Source organism: Caulobacter sp. UC70_42 (assembly GCF_044056025.1).
Classification (GTDB): Bacteria; Pseudomonadota; Alphaproteobacteria; order Caulobacterales; family Caulobacteraceae; genus Caulobacter.
In genome coordinates this window covers 4,334,794-4,358,565 of the sequence record NZ_CP171994.1, presented here as the reverse complement: position 1 = coordinate 4,358,565, position 23,772 = coordinate 4,334,794, and the positions used below count along the sequence as shown (strand labels likewise).

Annotated in this window: 19 protein-coding genes and 5 pseudogenes; 14 read left to right on the top strand and 10 right to left on the bottom strand. The window is 68.7% G+C overall.

What is annotated here, in order from left to right; all coding sequences use genetic code 11:
• Nucleotides 1-57: 57 nt before the first annotated feature.
• The 6 genes and pseudogenes from ACHMW8_RS21790 to ACHMW8_RS21765 all read left to right on the top strand — a co-directional run bounded on the left by ACHMW8_RS21790 (nt 58) and on the right by ACHMW8_RS21765 (nt 5,503).
• Nucleotides 58-528, top strand: a complete 471-nt coding sequence (locus ACHMW8_RS21790; RefSeq protein ID WP_062099996.1) for a nuclear transport factor 2 family protein — start codon at nt 58-60, stop codon at nt 526-528.
• 101 nt (nt 529-629) lie between these two features.
• Entirely contained in the window at nt 630-1,025 is a 396-nt protein-coding gene (locus ACHMW8_RS21785; protein WP_062099995.1) for a response regulator, read from the top strand.
• Nucleotides 1,022-3,356: pseudogene (locus tag ACHMW8_RS21780) on the top strand (TonB-dependent receptor). Before ACHMW8_RS21785 ends, ACHMW8_RS21780 begins: the two are co-directional and overlap by 4 nt.
• Before the next feature lie 119 nt (nt 3,357-3,475).
• Nucleotides 3,476-3,667 (top strand): annotated as a pseudogene (locus ACHMW8_RS21775) (response regulator); the annotation flags it as partial.
• Between the two features lie 280 nt (nt 3,668-3,947).
• Nucleotides 3,948-4,151, top strand: coding sequence for a winged helix-turn-helix domain-containing protein (locus tag ACHMW8_RS21770; RefSeq protein WP_395446025.1), 204 nt, complete (start codon nt 3,948-3,950; stop codon nt 4,149-4,151).
• Nucleotides 4,148-5,503 carry a sensor histidine kinase gene (locus ACHMW8_RS21765; RefSeq protein ID WP_395446024.1) on the top strand — a complete coding sequence of 452 codons (1,356 nt, stop codon included), beginning with the start codon at nt 4,148-4,150 and terminating at the stop codon, nt 5,501-5,503. Before ACHMW8_RS21770 ends, ACHMW8_RS21765 begins: the two co-directional genes overlap by 4 nt.
• Here ACHMW8_RS21765 and ACHMW8_RS21760 read toward each other — a convergent pair.
• From ACHMW8_RS21760 to ACHMW8_RS21745, 4 genes and pseudogenes are all read right to left on the bottom strand, one after another.
• A pseudogene (locus ACHMW8_RS21760) lies at nt 5,500-6,114 on the bottom strand (cadmium resistance transporter). The gene ACHMW8_RS21765 and the pseudogene ACHMW8_RS21760 sit on opposite strands and share 4 nt — an antisense overlap.
• A gap of 54 nt (nt 6,115-6,168) precedes the next feature.
• Nucleotides 6,169-7,287 carry a glycosyltransferase gene (locus ACHMW8_RS21755; protein ID WP_062099991.1) on the bottom strand — a complete coding sequence of 373 codons (1,119 nt, stop codon included), beginning with the start codon at nt 7,285-7,287 and terminating at the stop codon, nt 6,169-6,171.
• A 21-nt stretch (nt 7,288-7,308) separates the two neighbouring features.
• On the bottom strand, nt 7,309-7,782 hold the full coding sequence (locus ACHMW8_RS21750; RefSeq protein ID WP_062099990.1) for a DUF411 domain-containing protein: 474 nt from the start codon (nt 7,780-7,782) through the stop codon (nt 7,309-7,311).
• 13 nt (nt 7,783-7,795) lie between these two features.
• Nucleotides 7,796-8,968 (bottom strand): acyltransferase, encoded by a 1,173-nt coding sequence (locus ACHMW8_RS21745; protein ID WP_062099989.1) that lies wholly within the window; start codon nt 8,966-8,968, stop codon nt 7,796-7,798.
• 186 nt (nt 8,969-9,154) lie between these two features.
• Here ACHMW8_RS21745 and ACHMW8_RS21740 point away from each other — a divergent pair, with 186 nt between their 5' ends.
• The 4 genes from ACHMW8_RS21740 to ACHMW8_RS21725 all read left to right on the top strand — a co-directional run bounded on the left by ACHMW8_RS21740 (nt 9,155) and on the right by ACHMW8_RS21725 (nt 11,044).
• The gene (locus tag ACHMW8_RS21740) at nt 9,155-9,619 is read left to right on the top strand and encodes a hypothetical protein (protein WP_062099988.1); all 465 of its coding nucleotides are present in this window, start codon (nt 9,155-9,157) and stop codon (nt 9,617-9,619) included.
• Nucleotides 9,620-9,732: 113 nt separating this feature from the next.
• Entirely contained in the window at nt 9,733-10,023 is a 291-nt protein-coding gene (locus tag ACHMW8_RS21735) for a hypothetical protein (protein WP_062099987.1), read from the top strand.
• Nucleotides 10,024-10,028: 5 nt separating this feature from the next.
• Nucleotides 10,029-10,460 carry a Spy/CpxP family protein refolding chaperone gene (locus tag ACHMW8_RS21730; protein ID WP_231737602.1) on the top strand — a complete coding sequence of 144 codons (432 nt, stop codon included), beginning with the start codon at nt 10,029-10,031 and terminating at the stop codon, nt 10,458-10,460.
• Nucleotides 10,461-10,462: 2 nt separating this feature from the next.
• Nucleotides 10,463-11,044 (top strand): sigma-70 family RNA polymerase sigma factor, encoded by a 582-nt coding sequence (locus ACHMW8_RS21725; RefSeq protein WP_337441947.1) that lies wholly within the window; start codon nt 10,463-10,465, stop codon nt 11,042-11,044.
• On the opposite strand, the gene ACHMW8_RS21720 is transcribed toward ACHMW8_RS21725, so the two are convergent.
• Nucleotides 11,037-12,281 (bottom strand): type II restriction endonuclease, encoded by a 1,245-nt coding sequence (locus ACHMW8_RS21720; RefSeq protein ID WP_231737600.1) that lies wholly within the window; start codon nt 12,279-12,281, stop codon nt 11,037-11,039. The two genes, ACHMW8_RS21725 and ACHMW8_RS21720, sit on opposite strands and share 8 nt — an antisense overlap.
• Before the next feature lie 224 nt (nt 12,282-12,505).
• Between ACHMW8_RS21720 and ACHMW8_RS21715 the strand changes: the two genes are divergently transcribed.
• From ACHMW8_RS21715 to flgC, 3 genes are all read left to right on the top strand, one after another.
• On the top strand, nt 12,506-13,414 hold the full coding sequence (locus ACHMW8_RS21715; protein WP_062099983.1) for an NAD(P)/FAD-dependent oxidoreductase: 909 nt from the start codon (nt 12,506-12,508) through the stop codon (nt 13,412-13,414).
• Nucleotides 13,415-13,503: 89 nt separating this feature from the next.
• The gene (locus ACHMW8_RS21710) at nt 13,504-13,995 is read left to right on the top strand and encodes a hypothetical protein (RefSeq protein ID WP_062099982.1); all 492 of its coding nucleotides are present in this window, start codon (nt 13,504-13,506) and stop codon (nt 13,993-13,995) included.
• An 85-nt stretch (nt 13,996-14,080) separates the two neighbouring features.
• The gene (gene flgC / locus ACHMW8_RS21705; protein ID WP_062099981.1) at nt 14,081-14,503 is read left to right on the top strand and encodes a flagellar basal body rod protein FlgC; all 423 of its coding nucleotides are present in this window, start codon (nt 14,081-14,083) and stop codon (nt 14,501-14,503) included.
• Here the strand turns inward: flgC and cueR are convergent.
• Together cueR and ACHMW8_RS21695 are read right to left on the bottom strand one after the other, a co-directional pair.
• A complete protein-coding gene (cueR, locus tag ACHMW8_RS21700; RefSeq protein WP_062099980.1) occupies nt 14,500-14,949 on the bottom strand; it encodes a Cu(I)-responsive transcriptional regulator in 450 nt (149 codons plus the stop codon). The two genes, flgC and cueR, sit on opposite strands and share 4 nt — an antisense overlap.
• Complete coding sequence (locus tag ACHMW8_RS21695) at nt 14,946-17,432, bottom strand: heavy metal translocating P-type ATPase (protein ID WP_062099979.1); 2,487 nt, start codon at nt 17,430-17,432, stop codon at nt 14,946-14,948. The genes cueR and ACHMW8_RS21695 overlap by 4 nt, the downstream gene beginning before the upstream one ends.
• Nucleotides 17,433-17,592: 160 nt before the next feature.
• Between ACHMW8_RS21695 and ACHMW8_RS21690 the strand changes: the two genes are divergently transcribed.
• On the top strand, nt 17,593-17,847 hold the full coding sequence (locus tag ACHMW8_RS21690; protein WP_062100005.1) for a heavy-metal-associated domain-containing protein: 255 nt from the start codon (nt 17,593-17,595) through the stop codon (nt 17,845-17,847).
• A 48-nt stretch (nt 17,848-17,895) separates the two neighbouring features.
• Here ACHMW8_RS21690 and ACHMW8_RS21685 read toward each other — a convergent pair.
• The 3 genes and pseudogenes from ACHMW8_RS21685 to ACHMW8_RS21675 form a co-directional block, all read right to left on the bottom strand.
• Nucleotides 17,896-21,020 (bottom strand): annotated as a pseudogene (locus ACHMW8_RS21685) (efflux RND transporter permease subunit).
• Nucleotides 21,017-22,538 (bottom strand): annotated as a pseudogene (locus ACHMW8_RS21680) (efflux RND transporter periplasmic adaptor subunit). Before ACHMW8_RS21680 ends, ACHMW8_RS21685 begins: the two co-directional pseudogenes overlap by 4 nt.
• A complete protein-coding gene (locus tag ACHMW8_RS21675) occupies nt 22,535-23,761 on the bottom strand; it encodes a TolC family protein (protein ID WP_062099976.1) in 1,227 nt (408 codons plus the stop codon). The pseudogene ACHMW8_RS21680 and the gene ACHMW8_RS21675 overlap by 4 nt, the downstream one beginning before the upstream one ends.
• Nucleotides 23,762-23,772: the final 11 nt, after the last annotated feature.

Here is a 23,772-nt window from a genome sequence, read left to right as displayed (position 1 = left end):
ACCAGCCCGCGAGGACGTCGGTCGCAGGTTTTCCATGTTCAATTTCGGGGAATAGTCATGAAATCCATGTTCCTGGCGGCCAGCCTGGCCGCCGCCTTCGCCCTGCCCACGAGCGCCGGCGCGCAAACCCGCGATCCGTCCGCCGAGGTTCGCGCCGTGGTCGATCAGTTCACTCAGGCGCTGTCGCAGAAGGACGCCGCGCGCATGGGGCCGCTGTTTTCCAAGGACAGCATCGTCATCGAGGGCGGGCGGCTGGAAGGCTCATTCGAGACCTATCTCCACCATCACCTTGGTCCCGAGCTGGCCGAGTTCGACAGCTTTACCGTGAAGGACCGCAAGGTCAGCGTCCGCCAAGCCGGCGATGTGGCCTGGGCCTATGAGACCTATGGCTATGAGGTTCGGCTGAAGGGCAAGCCCATGCCGCTCTCGCGCCTGGGCGCGACCACCGCGGTCCTGGTCAAGACCGACGGGGCCTGGCGGATCGTCCAGCTGCACATCTCGTCCAAAGCGCCGCCCGCCAAGAAGTAGCGGCCAGGACGCCGTCGTCGGCGAGGGCAAAGGGCCAAGCCTGCGTATCCCCTAGAAAGCCGCAAGGCGTGTGGGGCAAGTCCGTGGGGCAAAAGCTTATTGTGGTCGCCGACGATGATCCCGCCTGCCGGGGTCTGATGGCCGAGATCTTGACCGACGCGGGCTATGCCTGCGTCGAGGCCGAGTGCGGACGCAGCGCGCTGGCCTTGATAGACCTGCGGCCGGACCTCCTGCTGACCGACCTCTTCATGCCCGACCTGGACGGCATCGAGATCATTCTCAAGGCCAAGCAGACCTGGCCCGGCGTGCGCATCGCCGCCATCAGCGGCGGCATCGGCGCCTTCGACCCCATGGTGCTGCTGCGCATGGCCGCCATCCTGGGGGCCGACGTGGCTCTACCCAAGCCCTTCTCGGTTGACCAGCTGCTGACATGCGTCGCCCAGGCGCTCGCGGCCGAGCGCCCTAGCGCCGATCCAGGCGCACAGGATGTGCGATGAAACGCCCAGACTTCTCCGCCCGATTGCGCGAACTATACAAGTTGCGAAGCTTGTTTCGCCGCGACTGGACTTCTCCGTCGGCTGACGACAAACGCCACCTACAATTAATTCGCAGTCGCAACTGCAAAGTGTGGGGCTTGTCCGTCATGCGCATCCAGAACCTTCCTCGTCTTGCTCTGCTGCTCACCGTCAGCGGGACCGCGCTCATCGCTTCGGCGGCGTGGGCTCAATCCTCCAGCCCGGCCACGCGCGCCCAGGAGGCCACCGAACTGAGCGGTGTGACGATCACCGGCCAGACCGAAAGCCGCCAGGGCTACAAGGTCAGCAAGACCCTGTCGGCGATGAAGACCGACACCGCCCTGATCGACACGCCCCAGTCGGTCAGCATCGTCTCGCTCAAGCAAATCCAGGATCAGGCGGCCGGCGGGATCGGCGACGCCATCCGCTACCTGCCCGGCGTGTTCTCCGCTCAGGGCGAGGGCAACCGCGAGACCTTGGTGTTCCGCGGTAACGCCTCCACCGGCGACTTCTTCGTCGATGGCGTCCGCGACGACATTCAGACCTACCGTGATCTCTACAACATCGAGCGCCTGGAGATCTTCCGCGGCCCCAACGCCATGATCTTTGGTCGTGGCGGCGTCGGTGGGGTGGTCAACCGCGTGACCAAGATGGCCGACTGGCAGCGCGTGCGCGAGGTGCAGCTGGAAGCCGGCAGCTTCAATCACAAGCGCGTTCAGTTCAACCTGGGCGACGGCGTCGACGACAAGCTCGCCCTGCGCCTGGCCGGTGTCTACCAGAACAGCGACAGCTATCGCGACGGCGTGTCCCTGGAGCGCTGGGGCTTCAATCCGACGGCGGCCCTGCGGCTGACGCCCGACACCCTCGTCCAGCTCGGCTACGAGCACTTCGAGGATGACCGCATCGCCGATCGCGGCGTGCCGGCCCGCTATCTGCCGGCCGGCGCGACCCGCCCGGTGACGCCGCTGCGCACGCCGCGCGACGTCTTCTTCGGCGATCCGGCCGCCAGCCCGACTTGGACCAATACCGACGCCCTGACCCTGTTCGTCGCCCACCAGATCAGCGAGCGGGTGTCGATCCGCAACCGGACCCGCTACGCCGACTATGACAAGTTCTACCAGAACGTCTTCACCGGCGCGGTCAACGCCGCCGAAACCGCGGTTCCGATCTCGGCCTACAACAACCGCACCCAGCGCAAGAACCTGATCAACCAGACCGACCTGAATGCCGATCTGATGCTCGGTGGCGTGACGCACAAGCTCCTGGTCGGGGCCGAGTTCGGACGCCAGGAGACCAGCAACCTGCGCCTGGAAGGCCGGTTCGCGGGTGGGGCGACCACCGTCACCGTCCCGGTCACCGCGCCGACCATCAACCAACCGATCAGTTGGGTCGCGATCGCCAGCAGCGGCGACAACGCCGGGGTCACCAAGCTGGCGGCCGTCTATGCCCAGGATCAGATCGCGCTGGGCGAAAAGGTCGAGCTGGTCCTGGGCCTGCGCTACGAACGCTTCAACACCAAGGTCACCGACCGCCGCACGGTCGGCTTCCCGGTGGGCCAGCAGCGCGATTTCGACGTCACCGACACCCTGTGGTCGCCGCGCGTGGGGGTGATCTACAAGCCCGCGGCCAACGCCTCGCTCTATGCCAGCTTCTCCAAGACCTATCTGCCGCGCGGCGGCGAGCAACTGACCAGCCTGTCGATCAGCAACCAGAACCTGGATCCCGAGCAGTTCAAGAACTACGAGCTGGGGGCCAAGTGGGACGTCCTGCCGGGACTCAACCTGGCCGCGGCGGTGTTCCAGCTCGATCGCAGCAACGTCCTGGCCCTCAGCGACCCCAACAACGCCGCCTCGCCGACGGTGCCGATCGGCCGCCAGCGCACCAAGGGCGTGGAGCTGAGCGCGACCGGCCAGATCAGCGACCGGGTGAGTCTCGGCGGGCGCCTATACCTATTCGGACGGGACCTTCCGCGACAACGTGTCGGGCACGGTCAAGGCCGGCAACCAGCTGGCCAACATGCCCAAGACCAGCGCCTCGCTGTGGAGTCGCTTCGAGGCCACCGATCGGCTCGGTCTGGCCGCGGGCGTCGTCTACCAGGGTCGGCGTTTCGCCTCGAGCGACAACCTCGTGGTCATGCCCAGCTACACGCGGGTCGACGCAGCCGCCTACTTCAAGATCAACGACAAGCTGAAGGCGCAGGTCAATGCCGAGAACCTTCTTGGGGCGCGCTACTACCCGTTCGCCCAGAGCAACTCCAACCTCACCCCCGGCTCCCCGACGGCGGTGAAGGTGGGCCTGTCCGCCAGCTTCTGACCCCGCGGGGCGACGGACAAGACCGACCGGTTCGACGCCGACCAGAGCCCCGCGCTCTGGTCGGCGTCAGCTTGAGGCCGGGCGCGCATCGGGGCGCGCGCCTGAAGGATACCAAGACCATGAGAATCCTCATCGCCGAGGATGACGACGAGACCGCCGACCATCTGGCGCAGGCCTTGCGCGCCGTGGGCCATGGCGTCTCACGCACCGACAACGGCGTGCAAGCCTTGCTGATGGCCATGAACGAGGTCTTCGACGTCCTGATCCTGGACCGGATGCTGCCGGGCATGGATGGCCTGCAGGTCGTGAAGATGCTGCGGGCGGGCGGGGTGAGCACCCCCGCCCTGATGCTGACGGCCATGAGTTCGGATCGCCGATCGTGTCGAGGCGCTGGAGAACGGGGCCGACGACTATCTGATCAAGCCCTACGCTTTCTCCGAACTGCACGCGCGCTTGAACCTGATCGCGCGCCGGGCCAGCGTGGCCCGGCCCGAAAAGGCGCTGGTGGTGCTGGACCTGGAACTGGACCTGCAAAGACGCGTCGTGCGGCGCGGCGGCAAGCGCTTGGACCTGCAGCCGCGCGAGATCACGATGCTGGAGGTGCTGATGCGCAACCCCCATCGTTTCATGACCCGCGCCATGCTCCTCGAAGCGGTCTGGGAGCTTGGCTTCAATCCACGCACCAACATCGTCGAGACCCACATCAGCCGCCTGCGCGCCAAGCTGAACGCCGGCTTCGCCACCGACGCGATCATCACTCAGCGCGGGTCGGGCTACATGATCCGCAGCGAATGATCCGGCTCTTTCCTCGATCGACCAGGGGCCTTGTCCTTCTGATCGCCGGGTTGCTGTCGCTGGCCACCCTGATCCTGGGCCTGATCGTCTATCGCGTCTCGCACGAGGCGCTCGAACGTCAGCTCCGCCACCGCGTCCTGGTGCAGACCCAAGGGCTGCTGGCGGCGCGGCGAGGCGGCGGCCCCTCCGCGCTGGTCGCGGCGATCGGATTGCGCGAAGCAGAGGGGCGAGGCGAGGGGATGGGCTACATCTTGGTGGGCGCGCGGGGCGAGCGCCTAGCCGGCGCCCTGCGTGCTTCGCCGCCGGAGCCGGGGTGGCTGGAACATCTCGACTTCGAGGACGGTGGCGGCGCGCGCGGCGTCGCCCAGGCCCTGACCACGGCCTTGCCGGGAGGCGGCCGGCTGGTGGTCGCCGCCGACCGCGCGCCGGTCGACGCCGCGGATCTGGCACTGCTCAAGGTCTTCGCTGCGGCGCTTTCGATCACGCTGCTGCTGGGCGTGGGCGGGGCCGGATTTCTCGGGGCGATCATTCAGCGACGCCTGGCCCAGATCAGCGCCGCGGCCCAGGCGATCGTCGACGGCGATCTGACCCGCCGCATGCCGCGCGACCCGGCGTCCCAGGAGTTCGACGCGCTGGCCGCCACTCTCAACCACATGCTCGACCGCATGCAGGTGCTGATGGAAACCCTGCAGCAGGTCTCCAGCGACATTGCCCATGACCTGCGCACGCCGCTGACCCGCCTTCATGGGGTTCTGGAGACGGCGCTAGGCCAGCCCGCCGGTGACGGCGACCAGGGCGCCCGGCTAGCCCTGATGCGCGCTTCAGCCCACGCCGAGGAGATCCTCGACCTCTTCGCCGCGCTTCTGAGGATCGCCGAGATCGAAAGCCTGGAGGTTCGGGCTGGATTCCAACATGTCGATCTGTCGGGCCTGGTGGAGCGCTGCCTCGAACGCTCTGCGTCCGGATGTCGAGGCCGCGGGCTATGTCCTGCGCGCGCGCATCGACCCGGCCTGGCGGTCGAAGGCGACAAGCACCTCCTGTCCCAACTGCTCGTCAACCTGATCGAAAACGCCGCTCGCCACACGCCCCTGGGCACGCTCATCGTCGTGTCACTGGCCGCGACGGCCTCCGATGCGGTCCTTTGCGTTCGCGACAATGGTCCAGGCATCACGGCCGACAAGCATGAGGTCGTGCTGCGGCGGTTCTCGCGGCTGGAGCAGAGCCGTCACAAGCCAGGTCACGGCCTGGGCCTGACGCTGGCTGGCGCGGTGGCGCGCGCCCACGTCTCGACTTTGCGCTTGGAGGACGCCAGGCCGGGTCTGGCGGTGTCCCTGACCCTGTCGCGCGCCTAGAGCAAGGCTCCGGCCATGAGCCTGAAGCTCCCAGCCTCATGGAGGATGAGCGCGCCGATCGCGATCAGCACGAAGGGCAGGACGATGTGTCCGAATTTGCGGATCGGAGCGCCGATCGTGCGGTGATTGACCAGCCAGAAGGCCAGCAGGCACCAGATCGCGGTCATGGCCAGGAAAGCAGCGGCAGTGATGACGATCTGGCCGGCGGTGCGGGTGGCGAAAAACGGCGCTTAGACACCCAGATTGTCGCCGCCATTGGCGATGGTCACCGCCGCGACGGCGATGATCTTGCCCAGCCCCGACGCGCCGGTCCGATCGGGAATCTCGTCTTGGGCCGCATCGATAGGCTTGCGCAGGTCGAACAGCTTCTTGAGGCCCAGGGCGAGGGGGATCAGGCCTAGCAAGCCCACATAGGGCGGCGCCAGGACGAGCGAGACCAGCGCCGCCAGAACGCTGGCGCCAACGAGAACCGCCATGCCCAGGTATTGGCCCACCACCACTTGGCGCGGTCGAAATCGCCGGTCGGAGAAGAAGCCGACCAGAACGAAAATATCGTCGACATTGGTGACGGCGAACAACGGAACCGCAAGGGCGAGAGTGGCGAAATCCATGGACTGACCTGGGCGACTGGCTTTGAACGAGGGTTGCTGGCGCGGATGCGGCGGCTAACGGGCGGCGGTGCTGGCGCGGGGCGCACCAAGGCCGGCCACGCCGACACCGGCGGCCCGGATCGCGGCCAGGCCATTGGTCGCGAAGGCTGACCGCGAATAGCGGGCCATCACCCAGGCGCGCCCCTCCTGGCCGCACTCAAAGGCCCATTGCGGCGCTTTGGCAAGGTTCTCCAACGCCCCGGCCAACGCTTCGACGTCGCCATAGTCGACCAACACGCCGCCGCCCGAGGCCCTGATGCTGTTTGCCATTTCGCCGACCGGGCTGGCGATCACGGGCAGGCCCGCGCACATCGCCTCGTGGGCGGCGATGCCGAAGCCTTCATGGTGGGAGGGCTGCACATAGCCATTGAGCAGGGCCAGGAACGGGCCAGGCGCGACGAAGCCGACGAACCAGACATTGGTCAGCTTCAGCTCGGCGACACGGCGCTGCAGGTCCGCCCGCGCGGGGCCATCCCCGGCGATCAGCACTTGGAGCGTTCTGGCCCGGGCCGGCGAGGTATCGCGCAGGCGGGCCAAGGCCTCGATCAGCACGTCATAACCCTTGTTGGGATGCAGTCGCCCTAGGCTGCCGATCGTGAACTTGCCGCTGTCGGCCGCCTTGGCCACGGGGGCCTCGGGATCGGCTTGGAAGATCGGCCAGATGCTGATCTGGTCCTGGTCGATGTTCAGCACGCGCTTGCCGAACGCCGCGACGGTGTCGGAGTCGGCGATCCAGTGACGGGTCAGCGATACGGTCGCGCGCATGATCATCGCGTTGACCGGCTTCAGCCAGGCGTTATGCAGCCAGCTGACCACAGGGATTCCTTGCAGCCGGCCGACCAGCTGGCCGGTGACGGTCGCATGGCTCAGCGAAGTCCAGATCAGGTCCGGCGCCATGGTCTTGACGATGCGGTTGAGCCGCAGCGCGGTGCGTACGAAGCGGCGCTTGGCGCCGCCGATGACCGCATAGGGCGTCCCCGTCGCCTCCAGCACTGGGCGGGCCAAGCCATCGCGCTCCATCAGCGAGACTACGAAGACCTCATGGCCCGCGGCCCGCAGGACCGCCAGGATCCGTGGCAGCGGCAGCGCGCCGCCGCCGCCGTCCAGCGAGTTGATCACGTAGCAGATCTTCATCGCGACATCCCCCCGACCACGCTAGGTCCGGTGCCGGGCGAAGACCGCCGTCTTGCCGGTGCGGTCCAGCACCAGCAGGGTGTCGAACGGATCGCGCTGGCCGCCCGGCATTTCCATGCCGGGCGAGCCCAGCGGCATGCCCGGGACGGTCAGGCCCAGGCCCTTGGGTCTTTCCTTCAGGAAGCGCGCGACGTCGGTCGGCGGCACATGGCCCTCGAAGACGAAACCGTCGATGACACCGGTGTGGCACGAGGCCAGTTGGGGCGTGATCCCATAGCGCGCCTGGATCGGATAGAGATCGTCCATCTCCATCACCGTGGCCTTGAAGCCGGCCTTCTCCATCTGGGTCAGCCAGGCGGTGCAGCAGGCGCAGATCGGCGTCTTGTAGAGAACGAACCGTCCGGGCGGCGCGGCCTGGGCGCAGCCGGCGAGGAGGAGCGCCGCGCCGGCGGCGAGCAGGGCCCGGCGGTCAGGCGGGGAAGCGAACTTAGCCATGTCTGGACTCATTTCAGTGGGAATCAGGAGAGGTGGCCTTGGCGTGGCGGGCGACCGAGGCGGGCCAGAGCCGGTCGGTCTCTCGTCGCAGCTTGCCGCGCACGGGCGCTTCGAAGCGGTGGTGGATGATGAGCGCGGCGGCCGTGCTGAGGACCAGCAGGCACGCCACCTCCCAGGCGCCGAGCAGATAGGTGCTGGAACGGCCCGTCAGGATCGAGACCACGCCCTTCCAGCCGATCAGCACGGGCATGTGCAGCAGATAGAGCGCGTAGGATGCTTCGCCGGCGACCAGCATCCAGGGGTGCGACAGAAGGCGATCGGCGCGCGCCGTCGACAGCACGGCCAGCGCCAGGATCACCGGACCGGCGGCGAGGACCACCAGGCGGTCGTCGGCCTTGAAGTGCATCAACAGCAATAGCGTCGTCGCCGACAGCCAGCCTGCCGCGAGCGCCTGGACCCGCGTCGGTCGCAAGCCTTGGCCCAGCCGATAAAGGGCGATGCCGTAGATGAATTCCGGTGCTATCCGCAGGACCCCGAGATTGGCTTGGGCGTGGACCACGGTCTGACCGAACATCGCCTGATAGCTCAGCTCCGCGCCCACGAAGACGAGCGCCGACAGGCTCAGCAGCCGCCAGGGACGCTGGGCGAGCGCGACGCCGATCCAGGCGAAGGCCGGGAAGGCCAGGTAAGCGAACCATTCCGCCGACAACGACCAGGACGGACCGTTCCAATCCGCTACGAAGGTCTGAGGAAGCCAGGCCTGGACCAGCAGCACGGTGGCGGCCAGGCCCAGGGGATTATAGAGGCCGCGGTCAAACTCTGCGCCGACCAGGATCGCCAGGCCGACCATCACCAGCACGAAGGCCAGCACCAGCAGATGGGTCGGATAGATCCGCGCGATGCGGGCGACCAGGAACCGTCGATAGTCCAGCGTCCCCTCGGCTAGGGGCTGGCGATAGGCATGGGTCAGGACGAAGCCCGACAGGATGAAGAAGATGTCGACGCCGTACTGGGCGCGGTTGAACAGGCCGGTCCAGGCCGAGGCGTTCCACGACCACTGCAGCTGATAGTGGAAGAGCACCACGCCCAGGGCCAGGAGGAAGCGTACCGAAGTCAGCGCCGGCAGGGCGTCGGGAAAGGCCCCCCTGGCCGCCTCGGGTGCTGTTCCTGACCTGTCCTGACGCATCTGACCCCGCTCGATCCTTGGCCGGTATACGCGCCGGGGCGGGGCCAGCCCTCAGATGGGCAAGGACGTCTTCGGGGCGGCCGCGAGCGGATCGACCAAGGCGTCGCCAGGGTGAGGGCTGAGCGGCGGTCCTGCGTACTGCTTGGCGTGGATCGCGCCGCGGCGGCGACAAGCGGGACATTGGACATGAGGTCGCAAGGACTGCGCATCGGGCGCCTGGCGGGCTTGGCCGGGCTGGCGCTGTGGCCGGCGACAGGCCATGCCGCGCCGACGGACTATCGCTTCGAGCCGATCGCGTCTGTGGTGGCGCGCGGCGTGGCCGTACAGCTGCAGGTTCGGGTCTGGCGGCTGGACAATCGCCTGGTTCCGCAGGTCCAATTCAGCAATCTGCAAGTCGATCGCTCGCCGGAGGGGCAGGCGGATGGGGCCTTGCCCGCCTTCTTCGCCCCCAGCCTGGACTACGGGGTCTACACCTTCCGCGCGGACCTGCCGACCGACGGAACCTGGGCGCTGAAGTTCACCGCCAAGATTCCTGGCGAAGCCCAGCCCGTCGCCGCCAGCGTTACCTTCAAGGTCGTCGGACGGTTGACGCCGCCCCAGGGCGCGGGCGCGCCGACATCCTCGCCGACACCGCTCCCGAACCGCCGTTAGCCGTCCACCCGGCAAGGGTCTCGACCCGAGCTTCTGAAGATCGCGCAAGCGTCGCAGGGGGCGCGCCGCCCTGACGCGTATCCGCTTTGGGGAGAGCTTGAAGGATCCTGCACATGACCGAGCCTTTGGATGAGCTGATCGGGCGCCTGGCGGCCCGCCCGGCCGACAGGTCGCTGGACGGCCTGGAGGCCGAAGTCGGCCGGGGGATCGCCGCGTTGCGGCGTGAGGCTCTGGTCCAGGCGGCCATGGCCCCCGTCCAGATCGCCTCGGTAGTGCTGGCCCTGGCCATGGGCCTGACCGCTGGCAGCGCCCTGGCCGCCTCCACGGTCGAGCCTCAACGCGACTACGGTCTGTTCGCGAGCGCGGCGCGGCTGGCCCCGTCCAGCCTGCTGGAGGGGCGTTAGTGGGCATGGTCCGCAGCACGGCCCTGACCTTGTGCCTGTCGCTGGTCGTGGCCTTGCTGGGCGTGTGGACCGGCGCGCAGCTGATCACCCTGGGCGCGCGTCCACCGGCGCTTCATGAGCTGGTTCATCACGGACTGCGTCTCAGCGCCGCTCAGAAGCAGCGCATCGCCGACATCGAAAGCGATCACGAAACCCGCCGACTGAAGCTCGAAGCGGAGATGCGCACGGCCAATATCGAGCTGGCCCAGGCCATCCAGGAGACGCACGCCTATACCCCCAAGGTACAGCGGGCGATCGACCGGGTGCATGAGGCCATGGGGGCGCTGCAGAAGGAAACCATCGTCCACACGGTGGGCATGCGCCGGGAGCTGACACCCCAGCAAGCCGCCCGGTTCGATCAGGCCGTCGTGCGATCCCTGACCGAAGATGCGCGCTGACCGTGGACAGCCAAGCGTCCGACAACGCACTCGCCGAACGGGCGGCGGCTGGCGACGATCAGGCCTTCGCCGTCCTGGTGCGCCGCCACAAGGAGCGGCTCTATCGTCTGCTGCGCCGTTACACCGACGACGCCGATGAGGCTTATGAGGCGGTGCATGAGGCCTTCATCGCCGCCTGGGGCGCGCTGAAGCGCTACGATCCCGACCGCTCGTTCGGCGCCTGGCTGCGCACCATCGCCATCAACAAGGCTCGCGACCGCGGACGGCGCATGATGGTGCGCAGGCTGGTGTTCGGCGCGCGCGGCCTGGACGACGCAGAGGCGCTGGCGACCCCCGATCCGGCCGCCAGCGCCGAAACCGGCGTGCTGCAGGACGAGGCGGCCGCGCGCCTGGGCCGCGCCATCGCCAGGCTGCCCTCGGCGCTGAAGGCGGCGCTGCTGCTGACGGCCTTCGAAGGCATGAGCCAGCAGGAGGCCGCCGACGTCCTGAAGGTCTCGGTCAAGACGATCGAGACCCGAGTCTATCGGGCGCGCAAGCTGCTAGGCAAGGATCTGGCCCTCGACCGGTCGGCGCCGATCAGGTGAGGCGGTGGGACACCTTCTCCAGGGCGGCGATCCCCGCGCCGAACTGGCCGATGGCGTCGCGATGCTTCTCCAGGGCGCTGTAGGGCAGGTAGCGGACGCTGAGATCGGCGATGCGGCTGAAGGCGGGCCGGGCGATCTGGGCGCGGACATCGGTCTCACGCTTGTCGGGCGCGACCAGGAACAGGCTGTGCAGGCCGCTGGTCTCTCCGCCTAGGGCTAGGTCCAGCATCCGCACGATACCCGAATAGATCGACGTGGTGTGCTCGACCTCGAAGGGGGCGACGATAGCGCCGGCCGCGTCCAGCCATAGCACGTCGATCAGGCGCACCGCCTCGGCGCCGGGGCGGCCCTCAAGCTCGGCCGGAAGCCTTGGCAGGCATTGGTCGCCCAGCCGGCCCGTCCCATAGGCGCGGCCGCGATCGTTCTGAGCGATCCAGACCTGATAGCCCAGCGCCAGCCCCAGATCGCGCAACCAGCCCTGGATCTGGGTATGGGTCCGGTCGTCGGCTTCGGCCGGCGTCGAGGTGGCGGCTTGCGAGCGGACCTTGGCCAGGTCGGCGACGAAGGCCTGGCGGGCTGCTTCGTCGTCGGCGCGCGGCGGCGGCGCATAGAGGCCCATGCCCAGATCGAAGCAGAAAGCGGCGACCGCGCCCAGGTCGTTGGATAGCAGGTCGCGATGGCGCTGGTTGAAGGCGATCAGGCCTTGGCGCATGGCCAGGTACTGGTCCCAGCGCCCCAGCTTCACATTGGCCCCGGTCAGGGCGTTGTAGCCCCGGACAATGGCGGTGTTGAACGGCGGGGCGATGGTCGGGTGCAGGAAATAGAGGATGTTGGCGACCGCCGGTCCCAGGCCCTTGATCTTCAGCGCGTCGATGCGATGGATCTCGGCCAGAACGTGCTCTTCGGTGTCGCAGCAGACGCAGGCGTCCAGCAGGCGGCCAAAGGCCCGCTGGTTGTCGGGGTTCTCATAGATGTCGGGGATGCGCAGCTTGGGCTTCCACAGAAAGGCGTGGTCGGCGCCTTTGAACACCTGCCGCTGCTCGGCGATCGAGTGGACGACGGTCTCCAGCGATGAGCCGCGATAGGTCACGCCAAACCGGTTGGTCTCGATCTCGGCGGCGACCTGCTGGACGCCGCGCCGGATCGACCTGAAGTTCTTCAGCCGGTCTTCCCACAGAAACCAGCCGCGATAGGCGCCGCGTGGATCGTCCCGCCAGCGGCCCAACAGCTCCCGCATCAAAGCATCCGACACTTAAGGCCCCTCCTGGCCGCCTTGAATCGGCGTGGCGGCGCTTGGCCAGCAAAGCGCTTTGGACCCAGCGGCGCCAGACCCATTCTGTGCGCCCGCGTTGTGCCCGGGGCCAGGCGCGAGGGCGCCAGGCGGCGGCTGCGTATATCCAGCGCGGACGCTGCGCTCGCGCCGGGCCGCCCGATCCTGACCTCTGACCCGGATGCTGCCCGATGTCCGACCCCGTCGACTGCGTGATCATCGGAGCTGGCCCCGCGGGCCTGGTCGCCGCGCTCTATTTGCTCCGGTTTCGACGCACCGTGCTGATCGCCGAACGCGGCGGCAGCCGCGTGGCGATGATCCCGCGCAGTCACAACTACCCGGGCTTTCCCGAGGGGATCGGCGGCCTGGACCTCCTGCGGCGCCTGCAACGCCAGATGCTGCCCTACGGCAAGCCCGAGTGGGGCGGGGAGGTGCTGGCGCTGGAGGCTCAGGCGCGCGACTGGCGGGTCATCTTCAAGGGGCAGGTGGTGCGGGCGCGCACCGTGCTGGTCGCCACCGGGGTGCGCGACCGCTGGCCCCAACTGCTCGACGCCCAGGCGGCTGTGCAGCAAGGGGTCCTGCGGTTCTGCCCGATCTGCGACGGCTTCGAGGCGATCAACAAGAGGGTTGCGGTGATCGGCGATGGCGACCATGCCGCCCGCGAAGCGCTCTTCCTGCGCGCCTACAGCGCCTCGGTCACCCTGCTCAGCGACGGGCGCGAACTCTCCGCGACGATGGCGGCCGACTTGCGCCAAGCCGGCGTGGCGCTCGAGGCGACGCAGCCAGGATCCGTGCGCTTCGCCGGTGGTGTGGTCCGGGCGAGCGACGCCCACGGGCGCGAGCTGGCGCCCTTCGACGCCATCTACGGCGCGCTGGGCGTGGAGCCTCAGACACGGCTTCTGGCGTCGCTTGATCTGGCGCTGGATGCGGGCGGCTGCGCGATCGTCGACGGGCATCAGAAGACCTCTCGCCCAGGTCTCTACGCGGCCGGCGACGTGGTGCGAGGGCTCAACCAGATCAGCGTCGCCGTCGGCGAGGCGGCGATCGCCGCAACCGCCATCCACAACCTCCTTCGCGAGCAGGCCGCCGATTTGGCCTGATCCTTCGGCGGAGGTGACGGGCGAGGGGTAACGCCTTGGCTCGCGTACACAGAGTCGAAGGCCCATTCGTTCTGGGAGGCGATTTAAGCATGGCTTGGCGTTCACGGCGCCCCGATCGGCGCTCAACGGCGCGCGGGACCGGTCTGTCGCCCAACGCCTGGCTCTTCGGCGCGGCGGCGGTGCTGATGGCCAGCACGACCCTGGCTCAGCTCATGCCGGTTTTGGCCGCGGCCCAGGAACCGGCGCACATCGATCGCGTCGACGCGCCGCCCGTCACCATCCTGACGACCACGACCTTGCCGACGCCCAAGGGGCTTTGGGTGCTGGGCAAGGTCACCAGCAGCATCCATGCCGCCGCGCCGCCGCTGACGGCGCATCTGGATGTCACCGCTTTCGACGGCGGTGGCGCGATCCTGGCCAGGGCCGTCACCCATTGGAGCGGTCTGCTGCCGCCCGGCAAAGACGCCCAGCCGGCTCGCTATGATGTCCTGCTCAAGGGTGTCTCGGACGCGGCCGTGGCGCGCTTGGAAGTGCGCTACAGCGCCATGGACCATGCGGCCGAACCCGATCTCGCGCCATGAGCGTCAGACCTTTCGACGTCTGGCCGCTGGTTCCGGCCGCCGCCGGCCTGGGCGGCGCGCGTCTTTCCACCGCCAGGAGGTGACGATGAGCAAGATCGGCCATGGAGATGGGGGCGGGGCGGCGATCGCCGCCTCGGCCTTGCGCGCCCAGCAGGGCCGCATGCGGGTGATCGCCGAGAACATGGCCAACGCCAATTCGACGGGATCGACGCCAGGCGCGGAGCCCTATCGCCGCCAGATCCCGGTCTTCGAGGTCAAGGACCTCGGCGAGGGACAGGGCGTGGAGATGAGCCGCGTGCGGCCAGATCCGTCGCCCTTTCCCAAGGCTTATGAGCCTGGCCATCCGGCGGCGGATGCGGCCGGCTATGTCCTGACCCCCAATGTCAACGGTCTGGCCGAGGGGCTGGACATGAAGCAGGCGATGCGGGCCTACGAGGCCAATCTCAACGTCCTGGAGAACCTGGACGCGATGGAAAAGAGCACCCTGTCCTTGCTCGACAAGACCTAGTCGCGCCCACGCCTGCGGCCGTGGGCGGCCTGCTTGGGACGCGCCGATGTCGGCTCGCTTCCGCCGGTCAAATCCGCCAGGATCGGACACTCGGGCCGGTCGTCTCCGGCGCAGCAATGGGACAGGTGCCGCAGGGTGTCGGCCATGGCCTGCATTTCGGCGATCCGCGTATCGAGCGCGGCCACGTGCTTGTCGGCAATGGCCTTGACCTCGCGGCTGGGCCGGCCCCGGTCGCGCCAGAGCGAGAGAAGCCCGGTGATCTCCTCCATTGAAAAGCCCAGGCTGCGCGCCCGCTTGATGAAGCGCAGCTCGTTGACCTCCCGCGCGTCATATTCGCGATAGTTGGCGTCGGTCCGACTGACCGGCCGCACCAGGCCGATCTCGTCGTAGTAGCGGATCATCTTGGCGGTGACGCCGGATGCGCGCGCGGCCTGACCGATGTTCATGCGGGTGTTCCTTCCAGGCTGGCGGCGTCCTTGAAGCCGCGCAGGCGCAGCGCGTTGGCCAGGACGCTGACGCTCGACAGCGCCATGGCGCCGGCCGCGACCATAGGCGAAAGCAGTAGGCCAAACAGCGGATAGAGCGCGCCTGCCGCCACGGGGATGAGTACGGCGTTGTAGCCGAACGCCCAGATCAGATTCTGGCGGATGTTGGCCAGCACCGCTCGGCTTAGAGCCCGGGCCGTGGCCACCGCGCGCGGATCGCCGCGCATCAATACGACATCGGCGCTCTCGATGGCGATGTCCGAGCCGCCGCCCATGGCCAGGCCAATGTCGGCCGCGGCCAGGGCGGGCGCGTCGTTGATCCCGTCGCCGACGAAGGCCACCCGTCCGAACTGGGCCTTCAAGGCCTCGACGGCGGCGATCTTGCCATCGGGCAACACCTCAGCAACCACCTCGTCCAGGCCCAGGCGATCGGCCACGGCTCGGGCGGTGACGGCGTTGTCGCCGGTGACCAGGGCCACCTTCAGGCCCTGGGCTTGAAGCGCCCGCACCGCCGCCAGACTGGTCGGGCGGATCGGGTCGGCCACCGCCAGCAGGCCGGCCAGCACGCCGTCGATGGCGACATAGAGCGGGGTCTTTGCCTCGCCGGCCAACCGCTCGGCCTCTGGCGCGAAGGCCTCGACCGCAATGGCCAGGCTGGCCATGAAGCGATCGGCTCCGATCTGGACCCGCCGGCCGCCAACAACGGCTTGGGCGCCGTGTCCGACCGCGGCTTCGAAGCCTTCGGCTGTGTCGATGTCCAGGCCCTTGGCGCGGGCCGCATCGATCACGGCCAGGGCGATGGGGTGCTCGGACTGGGCCTCGACAGCGGCCGCCAGCGCCAGGACCGTTTCGGCCTGATAGCCAGGCGCGGGCTGCAGGTCGGTGAGCGCCGGGTGACCCAGGGTCAGGGTGCCGGTCTTGTCGAACGCCACGACCTGAACGTCGGCCAATCCTTGCAGGGCCTCGCCGCGCCGGAACAGCACGCCCAGTTCGGCGGCCTTGCCGGTTCCGACCATGATCGAGGTCGGGGTGGCCAGGCCCATGGCGCAGGGACAGGCGATGATCAGCACAGCCACGGCGTTGACGAGGGCGAAGCTCAGGGCCGGGGAGGCGCCGAAAACCAGCCAGGCGACGAAGGTCAGCAAGGCCGCGGCCATCACCGCCGGCACGAACCAGCCGGTGATGCGATCGACCAGGGCCTGGATCGGCAGCTTGGCGCCCTGGGCGCTTTCGACCATGCGGACGATCTGGGCCAGCATGGTGGCCGCGCCGACCTTGTCGGCGCGGAACCGCAAGGTGCCGTTCTTGTTGAGCGTGCCGCCAGTGACACTGGCTCCGGCGCTCTTCTCCACGGGGATCGGCTCGCCCGTCAGCATCGACTCGTCGACAAACGAGGCGCCGTCGAGGACCTGTCCGTCGACGGGCAGGCGCTCGCCGGGCCGGACCAGGACGATGTCGCCGACCCGGACCTCGCCGATGGCGACGTCCAGGATCACGCCTTGGCGCTCGACCCGGGCGGTCTTGGCCTGCAAGGTCATCAGCCGCTTGATCGCTTCGCTGGTGCGGCCCTTGGCCTGGGCCTCGAACAGTCGGCCCACCAGCACCAGGGTGACGATGACCGCGGCGGCCTCGTAATAGACCTGGTCGGCGCCGGCTGGCAGCCAAGCCGGAGCGAAGGTGGCCACCGCCGAGAACAAGAATGCGGCGCTGGCCCCCAGCACGACCAGGGCGTTCATGTCGGGCGCACCGCGCAGCAGGCCCGGAACGCCCTTGCGATAGAAGCGCAAGCCCGGACCCAGCAGCACAGCGGCGGCGAGCAGGAAGCTGGCCGGCCGCCAGATCGCATCGGGCAGATAGGTCATCAGCCAGGCATGTGCGCCGGGCACGAAGTGGCGGCTCATTTCGACGATGAACAGCGGCAAGGTGGCGGCCGCGGCCAGCGCCACGTCGCGCTTGAGGCCCTTGATCTCGTGTTCGCGAGCCTGCTGCTGGCGGTCGGCGTTCTCGGCCGAGGCGGTTGGGGCGATGTGGGCCGAATAGCCCGACGCGGCGATGGCGCCGATCAGCCCGGCGGGTTCGAGGCCTTCAAGAACGGTCACGCTGGCGCGCTCGGTGGCCAGATTGACCGTGGCGTCGAGCACACCCGGAACACTGGCGAGCGCGCGTTCGACCCGACCCACGCAACTGGCGCAGGTCATGCCCTCGATCACCAGGTCCATTGTCCTGGAGAGCGGCTCGTATCCGGCCTTGCGGATGGCGTCGACGACGGCCTTTGTCTGACCGCCCTCGCTGAACCGGACCTGGGCGCGTTCGGTCGCCAGGTTGACGGCGGCCGCGCTGACGCCGGGAACGGCGGCGATGGCCGTCTCCACCCGGCGCACGCAGCTGGCGCAAGTCATCCCCAGCACAGGAATATCGATCGGATCGAAGGTCGGAGCGGGCATTGGCGGCTTTCCTGCAAAGGGTGCCCGATCCTGATGATCCTTCCCATCATGGTAAGGTCAAGCCGTTGTCGAAGATCGTCGATCCAGAGACGGCGCCCTTGACCTTCCCATGGTGGGAAGCCCCATGTACCGCAACGAAGCCGATCACAAGGAGACTTCCATGCTTCGTTTCGCCGTCGAGGACATCAGCTGCGGCCACTGCGCCAAGGCCATCACCGAGGCCCTGGTCGCGCTGGACCCCAAGGCTCGGGTCCAGGTCGATCTGTCGGCCAAGCAAGTCGCCGTGGACACCGAGGCCAGGCCCGAGCCGGTAGCGGCCGCCATCACCGCGGCCGGTTACACACCCGTGCCCATCGCGATGGCCGCGGCCGGTGGCGGGCCGGCGCCAGTCAAGGGCTGCTGCGGCCGCGGTTAGGTCGATCCGGGACGCGTCGCCAGACCGCGACGCGTGCCTTTTTGCGCTTTATCGTCGCGCTGTCCGTCGACGCAGCAGCAGATAGCCGGCCGGGATTACGAACATCGACAGCAGCGGCGCGCTCAGCATGCCGCCAATCATCGGCGCGGCGATGCGGCTCATCACCTCGGCGCCCGCGCCGTGGCCCAGCAGGATGGGCATGAGACCCGCAAGGATCACCGCCACGGTCATGGCCTTGGGCCGCACCCGCAGCAGGGCGCCGTCACGCACCGCCTGGGCGACCTGATCCGTCGTTGGATCCGGAGGCAGCGCGTCGAGCGCGTGCTTGAGATAGATCAGCATCACCACGCCGAACTCGGCGGCGACCCCCGCCAGGGCGATGAACCCAACGCCGGTGGCGACCGACTGGTGGTAGCCGAGCAGGTAGAGCGTCCAGATTCCGCCGGTCAGGGCGAACGGCAGGGTGGCCATGATCAGTCCCGCCTCATCGAAGCGGCGGAAGATCGCGTAGAGCAGCACGAAGATGATCAGCAGAGTGGCCGGCACGACGATCTTCAGGCGGTCGGCAGCGCGCTGCAGATACTCGAACTGGCCCGAATAGGAGAGGCTGACGCCGGGCGGCGTTCGGACCTCGCGTGCCACCGCCTTCTGCAGGTCGGTGACGACCGAGGTCAGATCGCGGTCGCGGACATCGACATAGACCCAGGTGGTGGGACGGCCGTTCTCGGTCTTCAGCATCGGCGGGCCATCGGTGACGCGGACATCGGCCACGGTTCCCAGCGTGATCTGCTGACCGCTGGGCGTCAGCATCGGCAAGGTTCGCAGGCCGTCCAGGCTATCGCGCAACTCGCGCGGGTAGCGGACGCTGATTGGATAGCGGGCCAGGCCCTCCACCGTCTCGCCGATGGTCTCGCCGCCGATGGCGCTGGAGACGATCGACTGGACGTCGGCGATATTGAGGCCGTAGCGAGCCGCCGCGGTCCGATCGATGGTCACGTCGATATAGCGGCCGCCCGTCAGGCGCTCGGCCAGGGCGGAGCTGACACCCGGCACGGTCTTGGCCACGGTTTCGATCCGCCGAGCCACGTCGTCGAGTTGGGCGAGATCCGCGCCCGAGACCTTCACCCCGATCGGGCTCTTGATCCCCGTGGCCAGCATGTCGATGCGGTTGCGGATCGGTGGAACCCAGACATTGGTCAGGCCTGGGACGCGGACGGTCCGGTCCAGCTCCGCCACCAGCTTGTCGGGTGTCATGCCCGGCCGCCATTGGTTGCGAGGCTTGAGGCGGATAGTGGTTTCGAACATTTCCAGCGGCGCGGGATCGGTGGCGCTCTCAGCGCGGCCGGCCTTGCCGAACACACTCTCGACCTCGGGCACGGTCTTGATCAGCCGATCGGTCTGCTGGAGCAGGGCGCCGGCCTTGGCCGCGGAAAGACCGGGCAGGGCCGAAGGCATGTAGAGCAGGTCGCCCTCGTCCATCGCCGGCATGAACTCGCCGCCCAGTCGCGACAGCGGCCAGGCCGTGGTCAGCAGGGCGACGGCGGCCACGATCAGCGTCAGGCGGGGCTTGGCCAGCACCGCGTCGAGCGTGGGACGATAGAGCGCCGTCAGGGTCCGGTTGATCGGGTTGGAGGCTTCGTTGGGGATGCGGCCCCGGATCAGCCAGCCCATCAGCACCGGGACCAGGGTCACCGACAGGATCGCCGCGCCGGCCATGGCGTAGGTCTTGGTCAGGGCCAAGGGGCGGAACAGGCGTCCTTCCTGGGCCTGCAAGGTGAAGACGGGGATGAACGACAGGGTGATGATCAGAAGGCTGAAGAACAGCGCCGGCCCCACCTCGACCGCGGCCTCGGTGATGATGCGCCAGCGTTCGGCCGGAGCCAGGTCCTGGTCGGGGTGTGCGTGCGCCCACCGTTCGAGGTGCTTGTGGGCGTTCTCGATCATCACCACGGCGGCGTCGACCATGGCGCCGATGGCGATGGCCACGCCGCCCAGCGACATGATGTTGGCGTCGACGCCCTGGCTCTTCATCACCAGGAAGGCCGCCAGCACGCCCAGCGGCAGGGTGACGATCGCCACCAGGGCCGAGCGCAGGTGGCCCAGGAAGAGGGCGCAGACCAAGGCCACGACCAGGAATTCCTCGACCAGCTTGCTCGAGAGGTTGTGGACGGCGCGGTCGATCAGGCCCGAGCGGTCATAGGTGGTGACCACCTCGACGCCTGGCGGCAGGCTGTGTTTCAGCGTCTCCAGCTTGGTCTTCACGGCGGCGATCACCGCGCGTGCGTTCTCGCCGGAGCGGATCACCACGACGCCGCCGGCGACCTCGCCCTGGCCGTTCAGCTCGGCGACGCCTCGGCGCATCTCGGGGCCGACCTGGACGGTGGCGACATCGCCGATGGTGACGGGCGTCCCTCCGACGCCGGTGCGCAAGGGAGCGGCGCGGAAGTCGTTCGAGGCTTTTCAGGTAGCCGCCGGCGCGGACCATATATTCGGCCTCGCCCAGTTCCAGCACCGAGCCGCCGGCCTCGCCGTTGGCGGCCTTGAGCGCCTCGAACGACCTGCTGGTGGGTGACGCCGTAGCCGGCCAGCTTGGCCGGATCGACGACCACCTGGTACTGCCGAACCATGCCGCCGATCGGCGCGACCTCGGCCACGCCCGGCACGCCCTTCAGCTCATAGCGCAGGAACCAGTCCTGCAGGCCGCGCAGCTGCGACAAGTCATGGCCGTCGCGCCGGTCGACCAGGGCGTATTCGAACACCCAGCCTACGCCGGTGGCGTCGGGGCCCAGGGACGGCTTGGCGCTGGCCGGCAGGCGCGACTGGACCTGGTTGAGATATTCCAGCACCCGCGACCGCGCCCAGTAGAGGTCGGTCGCGTCGTCGAAGATGACGTAGACGAAGCTGTCGCCGAAGAACGAGTAGCCGCGCACGGTCTTAGCCCCGGGGACCGACAGCATGGTGCTGGCCAGCGGATAGGTGACCTGGTTTTCGACCAGCTGCGGCGCCTGGCCAGGATAGCTCGTGCGGATGATCACCTGGGTGTCGGAGAGATCGGGTAGCGCGTCGATCGAGGTCGAGCGCACCGCGAAGCCGCCGGCCACGACCAGGATCAGGGCCGCCAGCAAGACAAAGAAGCGATTGGCGACCGACCAGCGGATGACGGCGGCGATCATCGGGCCGTCTCCATCTTGGCGATGCGCCGCACCGTCGCGCCCCGCGCGGTCTGCTCGAAGGCGAAGGTGACCTGATCGCCGGCCTTCAGGCCTTGCAGTTGGCGGGCGTCAGCGCTGAAGGTCATGGTCATGGCCGGCCAGCCTATGGCTGGGACCGGGCCGTGCGAGATGGTCACACCGTCCTTGTCGATCATCTCGATGCGGCCCTCGGCGCTGGGAAGCAGGGGCGACGTCGGAGCGACTTTGGACGTCGGGGGCATCGCCATGCTGGGCATTGGCGACATCGCCGGTTGCGCGGGCAGGGGGCGAACCTGGAGACCGGAAAGGCTGGCCTCGGAGTTCGACCAGGAACTGGCCCGACGCGACGACGGACTGTCCGGCGTTCAAGCCCGCCAGGATCTCGGTTTGGCCGCCGGCTTCCTCGCCAGTGCGCACCTCGACGGCCTGGTAGCGGCCATTGCCGCTGGCCAGCATCACGACGGCCCGCCGGCCGGTGCGGATCACCGCCTCGGATGGGATGAGCAGGGCTGATTTGTCGGCGGCGGCAAAGGTGACGGTGGCGAAAAGGCCAGGTCGTAGGCGGCCCTGTGGGTTGGCCAGCTCAATGCGGGCCTGGACCGTGCGACTGTCGCCCTGGACCTGAGGCAAGATCGCCTGAACGCGGCCATCGAACCGCTCTCCTGGCCAGGCGGTGAAGGTGACGCCCGCCGATTGACCCGATCGCAGCTTGCCGGCCAGGGCCTCGGGGACGGCGGCTGTCACCCACACACGGCCCACGCCGTTGATCTCGGCCAGGGTCTGGCCCATGGCCACCGTCATGCCAGCGCGGACGTCCAGGCGCGTGATGACGCCGCCACTCGGCGTCGGGATGGTGATGATGGTTCTGGGGCGACCATCGCGCTCGACGGCCTGGACCAGGCCTTCGGACATGCCCAGCAGCTTCAGGCGTTGACGCGCGGCCGAGATCAGCGCGGGATCACCCGATCGGCGCACCGCCAAGTACTCGGCCTGAGCGCCGCCCCAGTCCGGGACCAGGATGTCGGCCAATGGCGCGCCGGCGGCGATCACGTCGCCGGGCGCGCGGGCATTGACCTTCTGGACGAAGCCGCCCGCGCGCGCCTGCACCACGGCGACATCGCGCTGATTGAATTCGACGGTCCCGGGAACGCTAAGACCGCCGGGCAAGCGGCCCTCGCGCACCTGGACCGTGCGGAGGCCAAGGTTCTGGGCGGCGCCGGCGTCGATCCGAACGGCGCCATCTTCCGCACCCTTCTCGTCGGCGTATTTAGGGAGCAACTGCATGTCCATGAACGGCGACTTGCCAGGCTTGTCGAAGTGCTGGCCCGGGACCATCGGGTCGTACCAGTAGAGCGGCTTGCGCGCGTCGGCGTTGGTCGGCGCGGCAGCCATGGGCTGGGCGGTCAAGCGCGCCAGGCCATAACCGCCAGCGCCGGCGACCAGGACGAGCGTGGCGGCGCTGGCCGCGATGACCGGCGTGCGGGAACGGGCGGAGGTCATTGGTCGGATCCGTAGGTGAGGGTCAGGCGCGCGGCGTCGACGGCGACGGCCGCCTCGCGGTCGAGGGCGGTCAGCTGGGCGTTGGCCAAGTCCGCGAAGGCGTCGAGGACATCGGAGAGGCCGGTTGTCCCAGCGCCGTAGGCGGCGGTCTCCAGCTCGGCCCGCTGCTTGGCCAAGGGGACGAGCCGGTCGCGGGCGCGGAGCCACTGGTCATGGTGCATGACGTGATCGGCCAGATCCGAGTCGAGCTGGGCGCGTAAGGTCCGTCGCGTATCCTCGCGCTGGGCCTCGGCGCGGCCCAGGTCGGCGGCGCGGGCGGCGATCATCGGGTCCTGACGCGTGTGTTTCCAGAGGGGCAGGGAGACTGTGACGCCGGCCGAGACCATGTCGCCGAACATCGGGTCGCGTCGCTGATAAGCAACGTCCCAGCCCCAGTCGGGCGAAGTCTCGGCCTTGGCCAGGCGCGTTCCGGCGCGGGCTTCGCCGACGGCGGCGTCGCGGATGGCCAGGGACGGATGGCGGTCCAATCCGGCACGCAGGACTGCTGGGTCGATTTCGACTGGTGGCGGCGCTCCGGCGGTCGATGGATCATCTTCGCCGGTCCAGCGGGCCAACTGAGCCAAGGCGCGAACCTCGCTGGCCTGGACCTCGGCTCGCTGATCTTCCAGAGCCGCCCGCGCCGCCTGAACCGCCAAGGCTTGCGCGGGACGGCTCTTGCCCGAGGCGACCGCCGATGGCGCGGCGGACCATAGCGGTTCGAGCTGGGCGAGAATGGCGTCGATCGCCGCGAGGCGGCGATGGGCGTAGTCGGCCTCGATCCAGGCGATGGCGGCGGCCGTGCGGACTTGGCGAGCTTCCAGGACGGCCTCGGCGCTGGCGGTGGCCACCCCAGCCTCGGCGCGTTCGACCCGGGCGGCGCGCTTGCGGCTATTGGGGACGTCCTGGGCGTAGCCGACGCGGCCCATGGTCATCTCGTCGGCGCCGAGGCGGCCGGCGAGCGGCCCCGAGACCGGAAAGTTGTCGATCCCCAGCGCCAGCGTCGGATCGGGCAGGGCGCCGGCCGGGCCGACCTCGGCCTTGGCCGCGTCGATCTTCAGCGCCGAGGCCTTGAGGCTGGGCGCCGAGCGCGCGGCCGCGTCCAGGGCCTGGGCATAGGTGAGGGGGCTGGCGTTCGCGGACGGCGCGACCAGCACGGCCGCCGCGCACAAGAGGGCAAGGCGCATCACGCGCTCCC

Coding starts and splice junctions, on each gene's coding strand:
- ACHMW8_RS21750 (WP_062099990.1), bottom strand. CDS start 7,782: ATGGCTAAGTTCGCTTCCCCGCCTGACCGCCGGGCCCTGCTCGCCGCC.
- flgC (WP_062099981.1), top strand. CDS start 14,081: ATGAGCAAGATCGGCCATGGAGATGGGGGCGGGGCGGCGATCGCCGCC.
- ACHMW8_RS21735 (WP_062099987.1), top strand. CDS start 9,733: ATGACCGAGCCTTTGGATGAGCTGATCGGGCGCCTGGCGGCCCGCCCG.
- ACHMW8_RS21695 (WP_062099979.1), bottom strand. CDS start 17,432: ATGCCCGCTCCGACCTTCGATCCGATCGATATTCCTGTGCTGGGGATG.
- ACHMW8_RS21755 (WP_062099991.1), bottom strand. CDS start 7,287: ATGAAGATCTGCTACGTGATCAACTCGCTGGACGGCGGCGGCGGCGCG.
- ACHMW8_RS21730 (WP_231737602.1), top strand. CDS start 10,029: ATGGTCCGCAGCACGGCCCTGACCTTGTGCCTGTCGCTGGTCGTGGCC.
- ACHMW8_RS21710 (WP_062099982.1), top strand. CDS start 13,504: ATGGCTTGGCGTTCACGGCGCCCCGATCGGCGCTCAACGGCGCGCGGG.
- ACHMW8_RS21715 (WP_062099983.1), top strand. CDS start 12,506: ATGTCCGACCCCGTCGACTGCGTGATCATCGGAGCTGGCCCCGCGGGC.
- ACHMW8_RS21675 (WP_062099976.1), bottom strand. CDS start 23,761: ATGCGCCTTGCCCTCTTGTGCGCGGCGGCCGTGCTGGTCGCGCCGTCC.
- ACHMW8_RS21720 (WP_231737600.1), bottom strand. CDS start 12,281: ATGCGGGAGCTGTTGGGCCGCTGGCGGGACGATCCACGCGGCGCCTAT.
- ACHMW8_RS21690 (WP_062100005.1), top strand. CDS start 17,593: ATGCTTCGTTTCGCCGTCGAGGACATCAGCTGCGGCCACTGCGCCAAG.
- cueR (WP_062099980.1), bottom strand. CDS start 14,949: ATGAACATCGGTCAGGCCGCGCGCGCATCCGGCGTCACCGCCAAGATG.
- ACHMW8_RS21790 (WP_062099996.1), top strand. CDS start 58: ATGAAATCCATGTTCCTGGCGGCCAGCCTGGCCGCCGCCTTCGCCCTG.
- ACHMW8_RS21740 (WP_062099988.1), top strand. CDS start 9,155: ATGAGGTCGCAAGGACTGCGCATCGGGCGCCTGGCGGGCTTGGCCGGG.
- ACHMW8_RS21765 (WP_395446024.1), top strand. CDS start 4,148: ATGATCCGGCTCTTTCCTCGATCGACCAGGGGCCTTGTCCTTCTGATC.
- ACHMW8_RS21770 (WP_395446025.1), top strand. CDS start 3,948: ATGCTGGAGGTGCTGATGCGCAACCCCCATCGTTTCATGACCCGCGCC.
- ACHMW8_RS21745 (WP_062099989.1), bottom strand. CDS start 8,968: ATGCGTCAGGACAGGTCAGGAACAGCACCCGAGGCGGCCAGGGGGGCC.